This is a genomic window from Klebsiella sp. CN_Kp075, assembly GCF_040065055.2.
GTDB classification, from domain to species: domain Bacteria; phylum Pseudomonadota; class Gammaproteobacteria; order Enterobacterales; family Enterobacteriaceae; genus Klebsiella; species Klebsiella aerogenes.
Genome location: NZ_CM198050.1, coordinates 4776930 through 4792481 on the forward strand (window position 1 = coordinate 4776930; position 15552 = coordinate 4792481).

At 57.5% G+C, this 15552-nt stretch carries 18 protein-coding genes; 2 read left to right on the forward strand and 16 right to left on the reverse strand.

The window, feature by feature from the left end; all coding sequences use genetic code 11:
• Position 1 precedes the first annotated feature (1 nt).
• From ABLV78_RS22685 to pmbA, 14 genes are all read right to left on the reverse strand, one after another.
• Positions 2-286, reverse strand: a complete 285-nt coding sequence (locus ABLV78_RS22685; RefSeq protein ID WP_047046230.1) for a type II toxin-antitoxin system RelE family toxin — start codon at positions 284-286, stop codon at positions 2-4.
• Positions 276-518 carry a type II toxin-antitoxin system RelB/DinJ family antitoxin gene (locus ABLV78_RS22690; RefSeq protein ID WP_047046232.1) on the reverse strand — a complete coding sequence of 81 codons (243 nt, stop codon included), beginning with the start codon at positions 516-518 and terminating at the stop codon, positions 276-278. The genes ABLV78_RS22685 and ABLV78_RS22690 overlap by 11 nt, the downstream gene beginning before the upstream one ends.
• A gap of 77 nt (positions 519-595) precedes the next feature.
• The gene (locus ABLV78_RS22695; protein WP_047046234.1) at positions 596-2506 is read right to left on the reverse strand and encodes a BglG family transcription antiterminator; all 1911 of its coding nucleotides are present in this window, start codon (positions 2504-2506) and stop codon (positions 596-598) included.
• A gap of 22 nt (positions 2507-2528) precedes the next feature.
• The gene (locus tag ABLV78_RS22700) at positions 2529-3680 is read right to left on the reverse strand and encodes a lactonase family protein (protein ID WP_045394693.1); all 1152 of its coding nucleotides are present in this window, start codon (positions 3678-3680) and stop codon (positions 2529-2531) included.
• A gap of 304 nt (positions 3681-3984) precedes the next feature.
• The gene (gene dagF / locus ABLV78_RS22705) at positions 3985-4725 is read right to left on the reverse strand and encodes a 2-dehydro-3-deoxy-phosphogluconate aldolase (protein ID WP_045394691.1); all 741 of its coding nucleotides are present in this window, start codon (positions 4723-4725) and stop codon (positions 3985-3987) included.
• Positions 4722-5840, reverse strand: a complete 1119-nt coding sequence (locus tag ABLV78_RS22710) for a DgaE family pyridoxal phosphate-dependent ammonia lyase (protein ID WP_023342476.1) — start codon at positions 5838-5840, stop codon at positions 4722-4724. Before ABLV78_RS22710 ends, dagF begins: the two co-directional genes overlap by 4 nt.
• On the reverse strand, positions 5824-6957 hold the full coding sequence (locus ABLV78_RS22715; RefSeq protein WP_047046238.1) for an EF_0837/AHA_3915 family putative deacetylase: 1134 nt from the start codon (positions 6955-6957) through the stop codon (positions 5824-5826). The genes ABLV78_RS22710 and ABLV78_RS22715 overlap by 17 nt, the downstream gene beginning before the upstream one ends.
• 112 nt (positions 6958-7069) lie before the next feature.
• On the reverse strand, positions 7070-7714 hold the full coding sequence (locus ABLV78_RS22720; RefSeq protein ID WP_015368573.1) for an EF_0833/AHA_3914 family membrane protein: 645 nt from the start codon (positions 7712-7714) through the stop codon (positions 7070-7072).
• 13 nt (positions 7715-7727) lie between these two features.
• Positions 7728-8504, reverse strand: coding sequence for a DUF4311 domain-containing protein (locus ABLV78_RS22725; RefSeq protein WP_015368574.1), 777 nt, complete (start codon positions 8502-8504; stop codon positions 7728-7730).
• A gap of 21 nt (positions 8505-8525) precedes the next feature.
• Entirely contained in the window at positions 8526-8825 is a 300-nt protein-coding gene (locus ABLV78_RS22730) for a DUF4312 family protein (protein WP_015368575.1), read from the reverse strand.
• Between the two features lie 2 nt (positions 8826-8827).
• Positions 8828-9190, reverse strand: a complete 363-nt coding sequence (locus tag ABLV78_RS22735) for an SFCGS family glycine-rich protein (protein ID WP_015368576.1) — start codon at positions 9188-9190, stop codon at positions 8828-8830.
• A 10-nt stretch (positions 9191-9200) separates the two neighbouring features.
• Positions 9201-9539 carry a PRD domain-containing protein gene (locus ABLV78_RS22740; protein ID WP_015368577.1) on the reverse strand — a complete coding sequence of 113 codons (339 nt, stop codon included), beginning with the start codon at positions 9537-9539 and terminating at the stop codon, positions 9201-9203.
• A gap of 289 nt (positions 9540-9828) precedes the next feature.
• Positions 9829-10215, reverse strand: coding sequence for a cytochrome b562 (cybC, locus tag ABLV78_RS22745; RefSeq protein WP_015368578.1), 387 nt, complete (start codon positions 10213-10215; stop codon positions 9829-9831).
• 64 nt (positions 10216-10279) lie between these two features.
• Positions 10280-11632, reverse strand: a complete 1353-nt coding sequence (gene pmbA / locus ABLV78_RS22750; RefSeq protein ID WP_045360325.1) for a metalloprotease PmbA — start codon at positions 11630-11632, stop codon at positions 10280-10282.
• Positions 11633-11726: 94 nt separating this feature from the next.
• Between pmbA and yjgA the strand changes: the two genes are divergently transcribed.
• Positions 11727-12278, forward strand: coding sequence for a ribosome biogenesis factor YjgA (gene yjgA / locus ABLV78_RS22755; protein ID WP_015368580.1), 552 nt, complete (start codon positions 11727-11729; stop codon positions 12276-12278).
• Between the two features lie 101 nt (positions 12279-12379).
• Here the strand turns inward: yjgA and ABLV78_RS22760 are convergent, their stop codons facing one another.
• Positions 12380-12901 (reverse strand): GNAT family N-acetyltransferase, encoded by a 522-nt coding sequence (locus tag ABLV78_RS22760; protein WP_047046241.1) that lies wholly within the window; start codon positions 12899-12901, stop codon positions 12380-12382.
• 68 nt (positions 12902-12969) lie between these two features.
• Positions 12970-14343, reverse strand: coding sequence for a UDP-N-acetylmuramate:L-alanyl-gamma-D-glutamyl-meso-diaminopimelate ligase (gene mpl, locus ABLV78_RS22765; RefSeq protein WP_032709697.1), 1374 nt, complete (start codon positions 14341-14343; stop codon positions 12970-12972).
• Between the two features lie 174 nt (positions 14344-14517).
• Between mpl and fbp the strand changes: the two genes are divergently transcribed.
• Entirely contained in the window at positions 14518-15516 is a 999-nt protein-coding gene (fbp, locus tag ABLV78_RS22770) for a class 1 fructose-bisphosphatase (RefSeq protein ID WP_015368583.1), read from the forward strand.
• The last annotated feature ends 36 nt before the right edge of the window (positions 15517-15552 follow it).

Sequence of the window (15552 nt, forward strand, 5' to 3'; positions counted from 1 at the left end):
TTTAGAGCCGTTTATTCGCCTGATGATAAACGGCCGCTTTCTCTCTTTTGCCAATGGCAATAACGTAAACCACCACCACACTATCTCGTACTTGATACACCAGCCGATAACCTGACGCCTTAAGCTTGATTTTGTAGCAATCCGGTAAATCGCTCAGCCTGGCCGACTCAATTCGCGGATTCTGCACAACCTGCTGGAGCTTATTTTTGAACTGTTTTTTGACCGTCTCGCCAAGCTTCTGCCATTCGCGCAAGGCTCGTGGATCAAACTCCAGTTCATAGGTCATCCAGACTCACCTTAACCCCCGGCCGTGGGTTTTCCAGCCGCTCGCGAACGGTGCGTAACAACGCCGCTTCGCCATCGCTGATGGTCATACTTTTCACCGGCATGCGGCCATTTTCCGCAATGTATTGAAACAGCAAGCGTACCGCCTCCGTTGGCGTCACATCGAGTTTCTCCAGCACGGCATAAGCCTCTTTTTTGAGTTTATCGTCCAGTCGAACATTGAGCGTGGCCATTATGCCTCCAGAAAGGGGAATTTTGTAATGCAGTATAGCATTACATTTGAATTACATTCGAATCTGGAAAACGCCTCTCAAAACCGGCTGACGCACTCCATCGCCACCGTTTTAAACTCATCGAAGCTGCGGGTCGCGGCGAGGCGGCTCATGGCCCGCTCGCGCAGGAACGTCACGAAAATATCGTAGATCGCCATCGCCTCTTCATACTCGCTCTTGCTGATAGCGAGCAGGAAGATGATATGGGCGATTTCGTCGCCCCAGGCGATGCCCTGCGGAGCAATAACGGTATAGACCACCGTCTTTTTCGCTAACAGACCGAGGGCGTGCGGCAGCGCAATGCCATCGCCCAGCATGGTACTGACGATCGCTTCACGCTCGACCACCGAATCATGAAACTCCGCATCGACAAAACCCTCCTGCTGCAGCTGCTGACACAGCTCGGCGAACAGCGTTTGCTGATCTATCGGCTTATCGATCACCCGGAAGTGGGCGGCATCGAAGTACTTATTCAACATCCACGGACGGGTGCGATCCACCAGCACCAGCTTGCCAATCTGATCTAACTGGTAATCGGTGGGGAACGGCGCGATGGTCACCACCGGTTTGTCTTTTTCGCCGATCCGCACCGTTGAGATAACAAAATCCTCATCGATCGCTTCTCGCTGTTCGTACTCGCGCTGGGAAATGGTGGCGGCGATCTCCAGTTGCGGATATTTACGCTGCAGGATCGCTTCGATCATCCGCACCATCGCATTGCTGGTATCGCACACCAGCAGCACGTGCGGCTGGCGCTGGTAGCCGATGTTGTAGTGGCGTTCCAGCCCGACGCCGATATGCAGCACCAGAAAGCCGATTTCGTTTTCGCTGATGGTATAAGGCGTGTATTTGCCCCAGCTCGATACCGCGGCGAGGGTCATATCCCATGCCATCGGATAGTGCTGTTTGATGTTATCGAGCAGCGGATTGGGGATCATTATCTGATAGCGCACGCGGGTGATCATGGTCTTAATGTGGGTCAGCAGATCGGCGTGCAGCTGGGCATCGTCCAGCAGGTTGTAGTTATACTGGCTGTTAATGTAACGCAGAATGTAATTGACCAGCGCTTCGTCATCGTCGGCGCTGATGGTTTCCGGATCGACATCCTGTACCTGGCGGGCGGCGATATGCACGCACAGCCACTCTTCCTCGGCGGGCGAGAAGGGTTTTCCGGTCAACCGCTGTAGCTCTCCCGCCAAATCGCGCGCGGCGTCGCGGACGTTTTGCGCCACATCTTCAGCGCTAAAATCGGCCAGCGGATAGCCTTCACTAACGCGGCGCACCACGACCGCGCCGTACAGGCAGATAAAACGCTCGCCGACATCGGTGAGGCGAATATGATGCCGCGTGAGCGTCTCCTGCAGCACCGGCTCCAGTTGCGCCGGGACATCCGCTTCCAGCGCCTCGGCGCTAATCAACGGATTAATGCCGCCCTGCAGCGTCAGCTCCCACAGTAGATCGGTCAGGCAGGCGCGAATCGATACCTCGCTGCCGAACAGCTTCATGCCGTGGCGCGGGCGGGTTTCGAGGGTAAGCTGATAGCGCTGGAAGCGCTCGCGCACCTCGACCATATCATTCTGCAGCGTGGCGCGGCTGATGAACCATTCATCGGCCAGATCTTCCAGCTTGATAGAGAATGCCGAGGTCAGGAAACGCACCAGCAAAAAGTGGATGCGCTCCTGGGCGGTACGCGGCACGTGTTGCGTCTTCGGCGCCGTCTCCTCCAGCGCCTGAAAACGCGATCGATCGTCAATCTTCAGCTGATAACCGCTACCGCGGTTGAGCGTAAACTGCGCGCCATACTGCGCCAGCAGCGCATTCAGCGCGGTAATATCGGCGCGCACGGTACGGGTAGAAACCGACAGCCGCTGCGCCAGTTCATCCTGCGGCAGCGTTTCATTTCGCAGCAGGGTGAAGAGTTGCGCTAAGCGTTGGTTGGGAAATCGCATGTCAGTTCCTTGTTGTTACGGCTCAGGGTTGGGCGGATATCACCATCTGCGATGGGCTACCGACCGGCGTGTAGTCTGAGGCAAAGGTTAATTTGCCATCCTTCGGCGCCACGCTAAAACGGGTAATATTATCGCTACGCTGGTTCATGACGTACAGCCACTGCCCCTGATTATCCAGGGTCAGCGTACGGGGGTAATCCCCGCGCGTCCAGATATCCTCCTGGTGGCTCAGGCTGCCGTCAGCCAGCACGCTAAAGTGGGCAATGCTGTTATGCAGGCGGTTGGCGACGTATAGCTGTTTGCCATCGTTGCTCAGCACAAGGCCGGCGGCAAAGCTGGTGCCCTTATACTCTTTTGGCAGCGCGGAGACGGTTTTGCCTTCGCGCAGCAGGCCGCTTTGCTTATCAAGATGATAGAAGGTTAGCGTCGACGCTTCTTCGTTAATCAGCCACAGGCCGTCGCCCTTTGGCGTAAAGACGAAGTGCCGCGGGCCGGCGCCCGGCGACGAGGCGGCGATAAACGGCGGATCGTTTGGCGTCAGTTTGCCGCTGGCGCTATCCAGACGGTACTGATAGATCCGATCCAGCCCCAGATCGGTGGAGTAAACAAACTTCCCGCTGGGATCGGCGGCGATCATATGGGCGTGCGGGCCATTGTGATCGCTAATGGCAAAGCTGCCCTCGACGGCCGCCGCCGGACGTTCGGCGCCGGCCGGACCTTCATCCTGATGCACATCCACCGCCTCGCCCAGGCTACCATCTTCTTTCACCGGTAGCACAGCGGTGCTGCCGCTAACGTAGTTGGCGACCAGCAGGTATTTACCATCCGGCGTCAGGGAGAGATACACCGGCCCGGCGCCGCCGGAGGCAACCTGGTTGAGTTCCGCCAGCTCGCCGTTCTTGTCAATTCGCCACGCCTGCACCACGCCTTTTTCGACTTCACTGGCGGCATACAGCGTTTTGCCATCGCGCGACACGGTCAGCTGCGCGACGTTCGGCAACGAGCTCACCAGCGCCTTATCGCGCAGGGCGCCGGTTTTGGCATCGACGGTAAAGCGATACAGACCTTCGCCATTAGGATTATAGGTGCCAATCCAGGCGTAGTGGGTTTGCGCGGCGGCGCCGGCGGCAAGCAAAGACAGTGAAGCAACAAGCAGGTGACGAGCGGTTGGCATGGTAACTCCTTGATGGTTCGGTGGGATAAGTTTCCCCTCACCCCGGCCCTCTCCCAAAGGGAGAGGGAGAAAACCAGATGGTCCCCTCTCCCAAAGGAGAGAGAGAAAACCAGATGGTCCCCTCTCCCAAAGGAGAGAGAGAAAACCAGATGGTCCCCTCTCCCAAAGGAGAGAGAGAAAACCAGATGGTCCCCCCTCCCAAAGGGAGAGAGAGAAAACCAGATGGTCCCCTCTCCCAGAGGAGAGAGAAAACCCGATGGTCCCCTCTCCCTTTGGGAGAGGGTTAGGGTGAGGGACAATGGCACTACTTCACTAACTGTTTGGTCATCTCCAGCAACTGGCGAACATCGGCCGGGCGGGTGTTGCCGCTGGCTTTATCGATAATCGAGCTGTAAATATGCGGGATGATTTTACTCACGCCGGCATCCAGCGCGATTTTCAGGATCTCGCTGTAGTTTTCCAGATCGATACCGCCGGTCGGCTCCAGCCAGAAATCGTGTTCAGCGCAGGCTTTGGCGACGGCTTCAAATTCGGCGCGGTGCTTCAGGCCGCCCATCGGGAAGTATTTGATAGAGCTGCCGCCCATATCTTTCAACAGCGCGATGGCGGTTTCCAGCGGAACAATCCCATCCGCCGCGCCGCTGCTCAGCGGGCCGGTTGAGATCTTCACCATTCCCGGCGTACCGGTCGGCGAGACCAGACCATTCACCACAGTCTCGTTCTGCCCGAGCAGCGCGCGGCTGGTAGCCACGCCGGTGAAGACCTGGTTGACGTGCTGCGGCTGCACCTGGCGAGAAATCTCGCTCACCATCGCCGACTGGTTTGGATCGCCTGCGCCCAGCCCGACGGAGAGCGCGTTATCAATCAGCTTCGCGTATTCACGCATATCGGCCACCGCGCTGGCGACGTCCGGATAGTTTTTGGAGAGCACGCCGACCAGTACATGACCTTCCGCCGCGTCGTAAATTTCACGGGCGTTGTCTTTGCTGCCCGCCAGTACGTTCAGGCACACGCGGTCACGGTAAAAATTTGGGGTCAGTTTCATGCTTGTTTCTCCTTATTCAGAACTTCTGCGATGCGGCGAGCGACCACCTCCAGCTGCTGCGCGTTCACGCTGCGGACATCGGCTTCGATAATGCCTTCGTTAGCTTTATAGCCGCGGAAGTAAATGGCGTATTCGCCCTGCTTCAGCGCGTTAACCAGATCGCCGGTATTCACGCCAGTGGTCGCTTCATCAAATTTAATTTCGGCACGGGCGATATCGCGGCCCGCGCTATCCCACACCACCCGCGCGGTCACGCCGTTGAGAGTGTTGAGCTGTTCGATAAACGGCGTCATCTTGTCCACCATCTGCTGACCGCTCTCTTTGGTCGCCGTCAGGTAGTGTTCAATGGCGCAGGTCAGGCCGAGAATGCCCTCTTTACCCACTTTCATCGCCCGGCCAATCCCCATCGACTGGCGCTTAACCCACTCGACGTACTGCGTTTTGCCGATGACCAGCCCGCTGGTCGGCCCTTCAATCGCTTTCGCGCCGCTGTAGATAACCAGGTCGGCGCCCATGCGGTAGTAGCACTGCAGATCTTCTTCCGCCGCCGCATCGACGATCAGCGGCAAGTTATGCTGGCGCGCCACTTCCGCGGCCTGCGCGACGTTGAGCATGCTTTTCTGCACGCAGTGGTGGGATTTGATGTACAGAATCGCCGCGGTGCGCGGAGTGATCGCCGCCGCCAGCTGTTGGGCAGAACATTCGTTGGCGTAGCCCGCTTCCACCAGCTTACCGCCGCCCAACGCCACCATGGTGCCTACCGGCGCGCCAAAGTTGACGTTGTGGCCCTTCGGCAACACGATTTCGTTATTTTCAATCGGGGTAACGTGCAGGTTCTCCAGCAGCCAGTCGCTGTCTTTCACCAGCACTGCCGCTACCGACTGGGCAATCCCCGCCGACGCGCAGGAGACAACGGTCGCCCCTTCCACATCCAGCAGTTTGGCGATGTACTCGCCGGTTTTATTCACCAGGTCTTTCATTTCAAAGTACTGGTTCATACCGGCCATCGCGGCTTCAACCACTTCCGGGCGCGGCGTGGAGACGCCCAGCGCCGTCATCCGGCCAGAAGTATTAATAACTTGTTTTAAATGGTATTTCTCAAAAATCGAAGGCATGTTCCGCGCTCCCTTGTTCGGTCAGATAGCCCTTGCCCGCGCGAATCGCGGCCAGCGGCACCAGAATGTTGTCAGCCTGCAGGCTCTCTTTTTCGGCATCCACCAATAACGTGGGCTGATGCTGCAGGCTAAATAGCGTTAAATCGGCATCGAAGCCCGCTTCCAGGCGCCCTTTACGCGCCAGGCGCAGCCCCTCGGCGGCGCTGACGGTCACGCAGTCAATCACCTGCGGCAGGGTCATGCCGATGGCGAGGAATTTCGACATCACCAGCGCCAGCGAGCGCACCGGGCCGTCAATACGGTTACGGCAGTAAATATCGGAGCTAATGGTGTGCGGCAGAATACCCATCGCAATCGCCCGCCGCGCCACTTCAAAGCTGAAACTGGCGGTACCGTGGCCGACATCGAGGCGCACGCCGCGCTGCAGAGCGCGAGTAATGGAGCTGCGCAGCTCGCCGGCAGGATTAAGAATGCGGTTCGGCTTGCCGTTATAGCAGTGGGTAATGATGTCGCCGCTGCTCAGCAGATCGGCGATTTCATCGAGGTTCGGCGGGTTATTGCCGATGTGCACCATCAGCGGCAGATCGCCGTTTTCCTGCTGAATGGCCTTGGCGCGCGCCAGCGGCGTGATGCCGTTTTCGCCGACGACGCTGCTGCTCATCCGCGCCTTCAGGCCGACGATAAAGTCAGGATGACGCTGCACCGCCTGCTTCACCGCGGCGGCGTCGATATTGGCCATATTCGCCAGCTCATTCTGCGCAATCAGCCCGACGCGGGAGATGTTGAGCAACGCATAAACTTCCGTCGCCGCTTTACGGGTCAGTTGATAGAAGTCATCGACGTCGTCGGCGCCGGTGCTGCCGGCATCGATCACGGTAGTGACGCCGGTGGCGATGCCGACGCTATCCGGCTCATCATGATAAATCGGTGAATTCGGGTAGCAGTGAACGTGAGAGTCAATCCAGCCAGCGCTGACGTAAACCTTGCCGTTCAGTTCGATGGTCTTACGGGAGGGCGCGCTAATCTCGCCCAGCGCCGCGATTTTCCCGTCCTGGATGGCGATATCAGTCAGGGTATCGTCGACGAGGCGCGCACGGCGCAGGAGTAAATCAAACATAGCTATCTCCTGATGAAAGAGTGAATCTGTTGCCGGATGGCGGCGTACCGCCTTATCCGGCCTACAAATCGCGCTGACTTGTAGGCCGGATAAGCGCAGCGCCATCGGGCGATTAGCTAATCGCAATCGGGAAGATGGAACCGAGGATCATCGCGCCGAGGATGGCGCCGCCGGTGATCGGTTTCTGCCAGATGTAGAACAGCAGTGCGCCAACCAAAGAACCAATCCCGATAGGAATAGACGCCGTCATCGCGCTGAGGATGATCAATGGACCGAGGAAGCGGCCGGAGGCATTACCGGCCCCCATCATCACGTCGGCGCCGTAGGTGGAGTCGCTCTGGTTGATGGTGAACTTACGCGCCAGAATGATGATGTAGCCGACCGCCAGGCCGAGGATCAGGCCGGTTGCCAGCGACGCGGCGAAGTTCGCCACCGGGAAGACAAAGCCCGCGCCGAGCAGTAGCGCCGGCACGCCGAGGCCGATACCGGTCTGGATGGCGCCGCCGATATCCAGAATCCCCACCAGCGAACCTTCGATGATGCGGGCGAACAGGAAGCTCGCGCCGAATGCCGCCACCGCGCCGTACGCGCCGGTATCAATCCCTGCCTTCAACATCGCCACGAAGGCCACTTCGTTAAATGCGCCGATGCCGTACAGGTAGTACATGTGCGTCCCGGCGAAGACGCCGGAGGAGAGCAGGCCAACAAAGATCGGGAACGACCAGTCGGCATACCAAAAACCTTTATTCTGTTCCATTATCAGGCTCCCGTTACTTGCCGCTGAGTGAGTTGTGGATCATGTCCAGCCAGTTCGGCACGGTCAGATGGAAGGATTCGAGCATCTTCATGTCGAAGCCGCGGAAGAAGCCGCTGAGGACGAACAGCGCGACAATGGCGATCATCATCACTTTGGTTACCCGGTTCCAGCCGCTCTCTTCTACGCCTTTACCGATCAGGATCCCCAGTACCAGACCCGGTACGGCGTTACCCATAATCAGCTGCGCCGCGCCGCCGAAAATCGTCGCCCAGAAGCCTGATTTCTTACCGGCATCGATAGCCGCCAGCCAGAAAATCACCGGCATCACGGTATTCACCAGCAGGTTTGCCGCCGGAACCAGTACCTTAACGGCGGTGACCTGCAGCGCTTCCGGCACGGAAGAGGCGGTCAGGTTAAGGAAGGCGACGACGATCATGCCGATGATGCCGCAGGCAATGGCCATTTTTTTCGGATCGTGTAGCGTTTCGCCAACGTTACGATTTTTCACCATCAACGCCGCCGCGCCCCAGTTCGGGATAATGCGGTGGTCAACGTCCTGGGTGAAGGAGCCTGCTGCAACGGAAGAGGCCCAGGCGTTAAAGAAGAAGCCGAGGCCAAAAGAGAAGTGAGAAGCCGGATCGCCTTCGCAGGAATTCAGCTCGCCCAAGGTACGAAACGCCCCCATCCCTTGCGTGGTGGGCGCGTGAAACATGCGTGCCGCTCCGGCGCCCACGCCGACGCCGACCAGGCCGCCGATGATGAGCGATTTTATTAAAATTATCAGGAACATAGTCTGACCCTTTGGTAACAATCAGGTTTGCGTGACGAAATCCACTTTATCGAGATCGATGGCGGTCACGTTGACGGTGACGTCCAGCTCCACGCTGTAGGTCCGTCGTTCACGGCGCAAAAAGATGAACAGAAACGCCTCTTTTCGTACCGCTTCGCGCGCATGAACAACCGTCACGTCCTGTGGCTCAATACGCAGTAGGATGCGCGATGATGATTTCATCACCGCAGCCTGCACATGGTTAAGGGCATCGGCGAAGGCCCGTGATTTGCTTTCGCCTTTGCCTGCAACCCTCACCGTGGTGGTGAATTGCTCTTTCATACTTATGCGCCGTATTTCTTTTTCCAGGCTTCAACCAGGCGCTCGCCCAGCTCTTCTTTATCCATGAAGCCGAAGCCCAGCACGTTGCAACCTTCGTTGATGGCGGTGACGCCCTCTTCAATAGAACGCATGCCGTATTTTGCTTTGTAGCCGTACTTGGTCTGCGCGGTGATAGCGCCTGCGCCGCCGCTGCCGCAGAAGGAGATGCCGAAAGAGGCGTTTTCCGCTTTCATCATGTCGCCAAGTTTCATATCGGCAGCAACGCCAGGGACGACCACTGCACGTGCGCCGGCTTTTTCTGCGCCTGCCGCGACTTTTTGTCCTTTACCCAGACGGTCGCCAATAACTACGGTGATTTGTTCCATGTTTTGCTCCTTACAGGTTTTCTTTTGCGACTTCGAAGTGGACGGACAGCAACCAGGCCTCTTCATCAGGCAGGTTGCCGAACTGCGCGACCACTTCGCGGGCCAGCATCATTGAATCTTCAGAAATTTCTTCGAACAGACTGGCATCCACTTCCGGTAGCGGTTCGCCGCTGATTGACCGGTGGGCCATGGCCCGCACGTGGGAAGTCAGCATTTGCTCCTGAACGTCGTTAGGGACGATGTCGTGACGGCTTAACAGGGCGAATACCTGCTGTAACATCTTGTCAGCCAGGCGTTCGGTCTGCGCCGCCTGCTCCCCTACGTCGTTTATTACCGCTCCGTTATTCACTTGTGTTACCCCGCTGATGTCTCTGGAATCCAAAGTAGCGCCGGGGGTCAGGAGTTTGTAGCGAGTTGTTTTCCACTTCGAAGTGGAAAGGGAGAAGGCTTAGGTGATCGACTCCACATATTCACCGGATAAATGTAAAAACAGGCGATATGGCGTGATGCGCATCACAACAATGCGCGAGGTTTAGCGGAAAACGACGATGGAAAAACCGGAAAAAGAAAAGGGAAAAATGTGATGCGGGTAGGCTTTTAGGCGGGAGACATCGGCTGACGCCTCCCGAAAACGGCGATTAGCGATACTTCTTATGGTAGGTATTGCGGGTAGTTTTGAAGTCCTCCGCGGCGGCCTGCGCCTCTTTCAGCTTACCGGCGTCAGCTAACTTCAGCGCGCCGTCGATCTGGCCGACCAGCGTTTCCAGACCGTGGCGGAAATCTTTCATCTCCGGGCTATCGGCCGCTTTGCCTTCCAGTTTTGGCGGCGTCTCTTTCTGCGCGTCAACCGCAGCAGTACGCATCTTATTCAGCGCCGCTTTCAGCTCGCCAATGTCTGAGGTTTTCTGTACCACCTGCAGATTTTCCGCAAGGGTGTCCATGTCTTCGCCAAGGTCGGCAAACGCCGATGCCGAACCGAGCGCAAAAGCAGAGACGGCCAGCATCGCTAACAGTTTTTTACGCATTGCTCACTTCCTTTTTATTATGAAGATATCAAGCGGGCGCGGCAGGACGCGCCCGGCACACAGGTCATTGACCGGCGATTTTCATCTCCGGCAGCAGCACGGAACCACACTGAATATTGCTGCGCGTTTCGATATCGTCGCCGACGGTGACAATATTACGCCACATTTCTTTCAGATTGCCGGCGATGGTGATCTCACTAACCGGATACTGAATCTCGCCGTTTTCTACCCAGAAACCGGATGCGCCGCGCGAGTAGTCGCCGGTCACGCCACTGACACCCTGCCCCATCAATTCGGTGACCACAAGCCCGGTGCCCATCTCTTTAAGCATCTTTGCAAAACTCAGGCCGCGGCCGTTGATGCGCCAGTTATGGATGCCGCCGGCGTGGCCGGTGCTTTTCATACCCAGCTTGCGCGCGGAATAGTTGGTCAGTAGCCACTGGGTCAGCACGCCGTCTTTGATGATGTCGCGACGTTCGGTGCGCACGCCTTCGCTGTCGAACGGCGTGGAAGCCAGCCCCTTCAGCAGATGCGGATGTTCTTCGATGGTCAGCCACTCCGGCAGGATCTGTTTGCCGAGGGAGTCGAGCAGGAAGGTCGATTTACGGTAGACCGCGCCGCCGGCAATCGCCCCGACCAGATGGCCAAACAGCCCGGTCGCGACTTCGTTGGCGAAGATAACCGGCGCTTTCATCGTCGACAGCTTACGCGGCGCCAGGCGCGACAAGGTGCGGCGGGCGCATTCGTTGCCGACCCACTCCGGGGTCTGTAAATCGCCAAGGGCGCGGCCAATGGTGTAGGCGTAGTCGCGTTCCATATCGCCGTTTTCTTCGGCAATCACGCAGCTGGAGAGCGAGTGGCGGGTAGAGCAATAGCTCTGGAGCATGCCATAGCTGTTACCGAACACTTTAATTCCATAGTGGCTGTTGAAGCTGCCGCCTTCGGTATTGGTAATGCGTTTGTCGGCCTGCAGGGCGGCCTGCTCGGCGCGGGCGGCCAGCTCGATGGCTTCGTCCGGGGAGACCTCCGCCGGATGGAACAGGTCCAGATCCGGGGCGTCAAAGGCCAGCAGTTCTTTATCCGCCACGCCGGCAAACGGGTCCGGCGAAGTGTAACGCGCGATATCCAGCGCCGCCTGCACGGTACGCGCGATAGCGTCCGGGCTCAGGTCGGTCGAAGAGGCGCTGCCTTTACGGTTTTGATGATATACGGTGATGCCAAGCGCGCCGTCGCTATTGAATTCAACATTCTCCACCTCACCGTAGCGGGTGCTGACGCCGATGCCGGTGGTCTTGCTAACGGAGACTTCCGCACCGTCGGATTTACCTGCCGCCAGTTCCAGTGCCGTACTAACGGCTTCTTCCAGCGTCTTACGCTGCTGTGCAACTTGAGAGATGACTTTCATTGCTAATGCCATAATGTAAGAAGGAGTTAACTGAAGTCTAACAGAGAACCGTTTTTCAGTGCGCGCCTTAACTGGTAACATTAGCCTCTTTTTTAAGGAGCCTGAGATGACAAAGCAGCCCGAAGACTGGCTCGACGACGTGCCCGGTGATGACGTTGAAGATGAAGATGATGAAATTATCTGGGTCAGCAAGAGTGAAATTAAGCGCGACGCGGAAGAACTGAAGCGTCTTGGCGCGGAAATGGTAGACCTCGGTAAGAACGCGCTGGATAAGCTGCCGCTCGATACCGACCTGCGCGACGCCATTGAACTCGCCCAGCGTATCAAGAAAGAAGGCCGCCGCCGCCAGCTGCAGCTGATTGGTAAAATGCTGCGTAATCGCGACGTCGATCCGATTCGCCAGGCGCTGGATAAGCTGAAGAACCGTCACAACCAGCAGGTGGCGCTGTTCCATAAGCTGGAACAAATCCGCGATCGCCTGATTGATAATGGCGATGATGCGGTCGTAGAGGTATTGAACCTGTGGCCAGACGCTGATCGTCAGCAGCTGCGCTCACTGATCCGCAATGCCAAAAAAGAGAAAGAAGGCAACAAGCCGCCGAAATCCGCGCGCCTGATCTTCCAGTATCTGCGCGAACTGGCCGAGAACGAAGGCTAATTCCCACGCTAACCGCCATCTCCCGGATGGCGGCGCGTTGCGCCTTATCCGGGCTACGAATCGGTATCCGGTGGCAAGCTCCGGTCAGCGCATCGCAAACCTTACCTCATGACCTCGTGCCCTAAATCCTCGGCAAACTGCTGATACCGCGCCACATCGATCGGCTGCGGATAGCTCAACACCAGCAGTTCATGATCGTCGATCCCTTGATGATAGGTTGGATGGCGGTGCGCCCAGGCATTGGCATGGAATCCCATCGACTGGTAAAAGCGCAGCCGTTTATGGGCGATTTCGCTGGTGAGCGGATCGATTTCCAGAATAGTCAGCGGCGCGCGCGTCAGGATCTGCGCCAGCAGCTGTTTGCCATAGCCGCGCGAACGCAGGGTGTCGTCAATCGCCAGATGTTCGATATAGCTATAACCGGCAAACTGCCAGCAGCCGCTCAGGCCAATAAATACCCCGTTATCAAACCACGCTTCCAGCGCATAGTGCGGGTTGCTCAACGCCTGAAGTTTGGCGTCGCTTTCACGCTGTTCGTGCCACGGAAAGGCACGGGCGTACAGCGCGTCAAGCGCGGCGAAATGGGGCGAGTCGGTAGAAATGACTTTTTCACAGGTCAGCATCACACAATCCCTGGTGGCGAAAACAAAACTGCCCTCACGCGGAGGGCAGTAACCGGAGGCGTTCGCGCTTACTCTGCCGCGGCCGCTTTTTGCGCCAGTTTATCCAGCAGCTTCTGATGAATACCGCCGAAACCGCCGTTGCTCATCACCAGAATATGGTCGCCCGGATGCGCGGTTTTCACGATCATATCCACCAGCGTATCAACGTCGGCGCTCCAGTGCGCCGGCTGTACGCAGGCTTCCGCCACTTCCGCCACCTGCCACGGGATATGCTGCGGCTGCAGCAGGAAGACTTCATCGGCGCGGCCGAGAGACGGCGCCAGATCGTCTTTACAGACGCCCATTTTCATGGTGTTGGAACGTGGCTCCAGCACCGCCAGAATACGCGCGGTGCCGCCGACTTTGCCGCGCAGCGCCTGCAGCGTCGCGAGAATGGCCGTCGGATGGTGGGCAAAATCGTCGTAGACGGTCACGCCGTTGGCTTCGCCGCGCAGCTCAAGGCGGCGGCGGGCGTTGATAAAGCTGCCCAGCGCGTTAGCGGCATCCGCCGGCACCACGCCGACATGACGCGCCGCGGCAATCGCCATCAGGCCGTTGTGCATATTATGCTCGCCGACCAGCGCCCAGTTCACCTCGCCGACCTTTTCGCCGTCGAGCAGGACTTCCCACTGCGAGGCATCGGCGTTGAGTTTCTTCGCCTGCCAGTGCCCCTGCTCGCCCACCAGCTCCTGTTCGCTCCAGCAGCCCATCGCCATCACCTGCTTCAGGTTGATGTCGCTCTCCGGCAGAATAATCTTGCCTTTGCCCGGCACGATGCGCACCAGGTGGTGGAACTGTTTCTGAATCGCTTTCAGGTCGTCAAAGATATCCGCGTGGTCAAACTCAAGGTTATTGAGGATCAGCGTGCGCGGGCAGTAGTGAACGAACTTAGAACGCTTGTCGAAGAAGGCGCAGTCATATTCGTCGGCTTCAATCACGAAGAACGGGCTGTCGCCCAGGCGTGCGGAAACATCGAAGTTCCCCGGTACGCCGCCGATAACGAAGCCCGGCTTATAGCCACAGGCTTCGAGGATCCACGTCGCCATCCCGGCGGTGGTGGTTTTACCGTGAGTACCGGCAACGGCCAGCACCCAGCGGTCGCGCAGGACGAAGTCGTGCAGCCACTGCGGGCCGGACATGTACGGAATGTTGTTTTCCAGCACCGCTTCGACGCACGGATTACCGCGGGTCATGGCGTTACCGATAATCACCAGATCCGGCTGCGGGTCCAGTTGGCTGGCGTCGTAGCCCTGAATCAGATCGATACCCTGATTTTCCAGCAGGGTGCTCATTGGCGGATAAACGTTAGCATCCGAGCCGGTTACTTGATGCCCGAGGGAACGTGCCAGCATTGCCAGCCCCCCCATAAACGTGCCACAGATTCCTAAAATATGAATGCGCATTCGTTACTTCCCTCATTAATCTGACCCGCATTTTACCCATATGTATGCCCCCTGAGAAATGCATTTCAGGCAAATCTGCATTTGCTGGCGCGATTCACCTGTGCGCAGTTTTTTTATTATTTGTTAAGATTGTTGCGTTCGTTTTACTCAACATAAAAATGCAGGGAACGAGTTATGAAAACGTTAGGTGAATTTATTGTCGAAAAGCAGCACGAGTTCTCCCACGCTACCGGTGAGCTGACTGCTTTGTTGTCGGCAATAAAACTGGGCGCCAAGATCATCCACCGCGATATCAATAAGGCCGGTCTGGTCGATATCCTGGGTGCCAGCGGTGCGGAAAACGTTCAGGGTGAAGTTCAGCAGAAGCTGGACCTGTTCGCGAATGAAAAATTAAAAGCTGCACTGCGCGCACGTGATATCGTCGCCGGTATCGCCTCGGAAGAAGAAGATGAAATCGTGGTCTTCGAAGGGTGCGAACACGCCAAATACGTTGTGCTGATGGATCCGCTGGATGGCTCCTCCAACATTGACGTTAACGTCTCCGTGGGGACTATCTTCTCTATCTACCGCCGCGTCACGCCGGTCGGTACGCCGGTCACCGAAGAAGACTTCCTGCAGCCGGGTAACAAACAGGTTGCCGCGGGTTATGTGGTTTACGGCTCCTCCACCATGCTGGTCTACACCACCGGCTGCGGCGTGCACGCCTTTACCTACGACCCGTCACTCGGCGTCTTCTGCCTGAGCCAGGAGCGGATGCGCTTCCCGGAGAAAGGCAAAACCTACTCCATCAACGAAGGTAACTACATCAAGTTCCCGATGGGCGTGAAGAAGTACATCAAGTACTGTCAGGAAGAAGATAAAGAGACCCAGCGCCCGTACACCTCGCGCTATATCGGTTCTCTGGTGGCCGACTTCCACCGTAACCTGCTGAAAGGCGGCATCTACCTGTATCCGAGCACCGCCAGCCACCCGCAAGGGAAACTGCGTTTACTGTACGAATGCAACCCGATGGCGATGCTGGCGGAACAGGCGGGCGGCAAAGCCAGCGATGGTAAAGAGCGTATTCTCGATATCATCCCGGAAAGCCTGCACCAGCGCCGTTCGTTCTTTGTCGGCAACGACCACATGGTAGAAGACGTCGAGAACTTCATTAAAGAGTTCCCGGACGCTTAAGTTCTGCCTTCCCTTCCCGCCTTGCGGGAAGGGAGT

Excerpts from the sequence above, each read along its gene's own strand:
- ABLV78_RS22690 (WP_047046232.1), bottom strand. The coding sequence starts at position 518 with ATGGCCACGCTCAATGTTCGACTGGACGATAAACTCAAAAAAGAGGCT.
- ABLV78_RS22710 (WP_023342476.1), bottom strand. The coding sequence starts at position 5,840 with ATGCCTTCGATTTTTGAGAAATACCATTTAAAACAAGTTATTAATACT.
- ABLV78_RS22700 (WP_045394693.1), bottom strand. The coding sequence starts at position 3,680 with ATGCCAACCGCTCGTCACCTGCTTGTTGCTTCACTGTCTTTGCTTGCC.
- ABLV78_RS22735 (WP_015368576.1), bottom strand. The coding sequence starts at position 9,190 with ATGGAACAAATCACCGTAGTTATTGGCGACCGTCTGGGTAAAGGACAA.
- fbp (WP_015368583.1), top strand. The coding sequence starts at position 14,518 with ATGAAAACGTTAGGTGAATTTATTGTCGAAAAGCAGCACGAGTTCTCC.
- yjgA (WP_015368580.1), top strand. The coding sequence starts at position 11,727 with ATGACAAAGCAGCCCGAAGACTGGCTCGACGACGTGCCCGGTGATGAC.
- ABLV78_RS22695 (WP_047046234.1), bottom strand. The coding sequence starts at position 2,506 with ATGCGATTTCCCAACCAACGCTTAGCGCAACTCTTCACCCTGCTGCGA.
- pmbA (WP_045360325.1), bottom strand. The coding sequence starts at position 11,632 with ATGGCATTAGCAATGAAAGTCATCTCTCAAGTTGCACAGCAGCGTAAG.
- ABLV78_RS22685 (WP_047046230.1), bottom strand. The coding sequence starts at position 286 with ATGACCTATGAACTGGAGTTTGATCCACGAGCCTTGCGCGAATGGCAG.
- ABLV78_RS22720 (WP_015368573.1), bottom strand. The coding sequence starts at position 7,714 with ATGGAACAGAATAAAGGTTTTTGGTATGCCGACTGGTCGTTCCCGATC.
- cybC (WP_015368578.1), bottom strand. The coding sequence starts at position 10,215 with ATGCGTAAAAAACTGTTAGCGATGCTGGCCGTCTCTGCTTTTGCGCTC.
- ABLV78_RS22760 (WP_047046241.1), bottom strand. The coding sequence starts at position 12,901 with ATGCTGACCTGTGAAAAAGTCATTTCTACCGACTCGCCCCATTTCGCC.
- ABLV78_RS22725 (WP_015368574.1), bottom strand. The coding sequence starts at position 8,504 with ATGTTCCTGATAATTTTAATAAAATCGCTCATCATCGGCGGCCTGGTC.
- mpl (WP_032709697.1), bottom strand. The coding sequence starts at position 14,343 with ATGCGCATTCATATTTTAGGAATCTGTGGCACGTTTATGGGGGGGCTG.
- ABLV78_RS22730 (WP_015368575.1), bottom strand. The coding sequence starts at position 8,825 with ATGAAAGAGCAATTCACCACCACGGTGAGGGTTGCAGGCAAAGGCGAA.
- dagF (WP_045394691.1), bottom strand. The coding sequence starts at position 4,725 with ATGAAACTGACCCCAAATTTTTACCGTGACCGCGTGTGCCTGAACGTA.
- ABLV78_RS22715 (WP_047046238.1), bottom strand. The coding sequence starts at position 6,957 with ATGTTTGATTTACTCCTGCGCCGTGCGCGCCTCGTCGACGATACCCTG.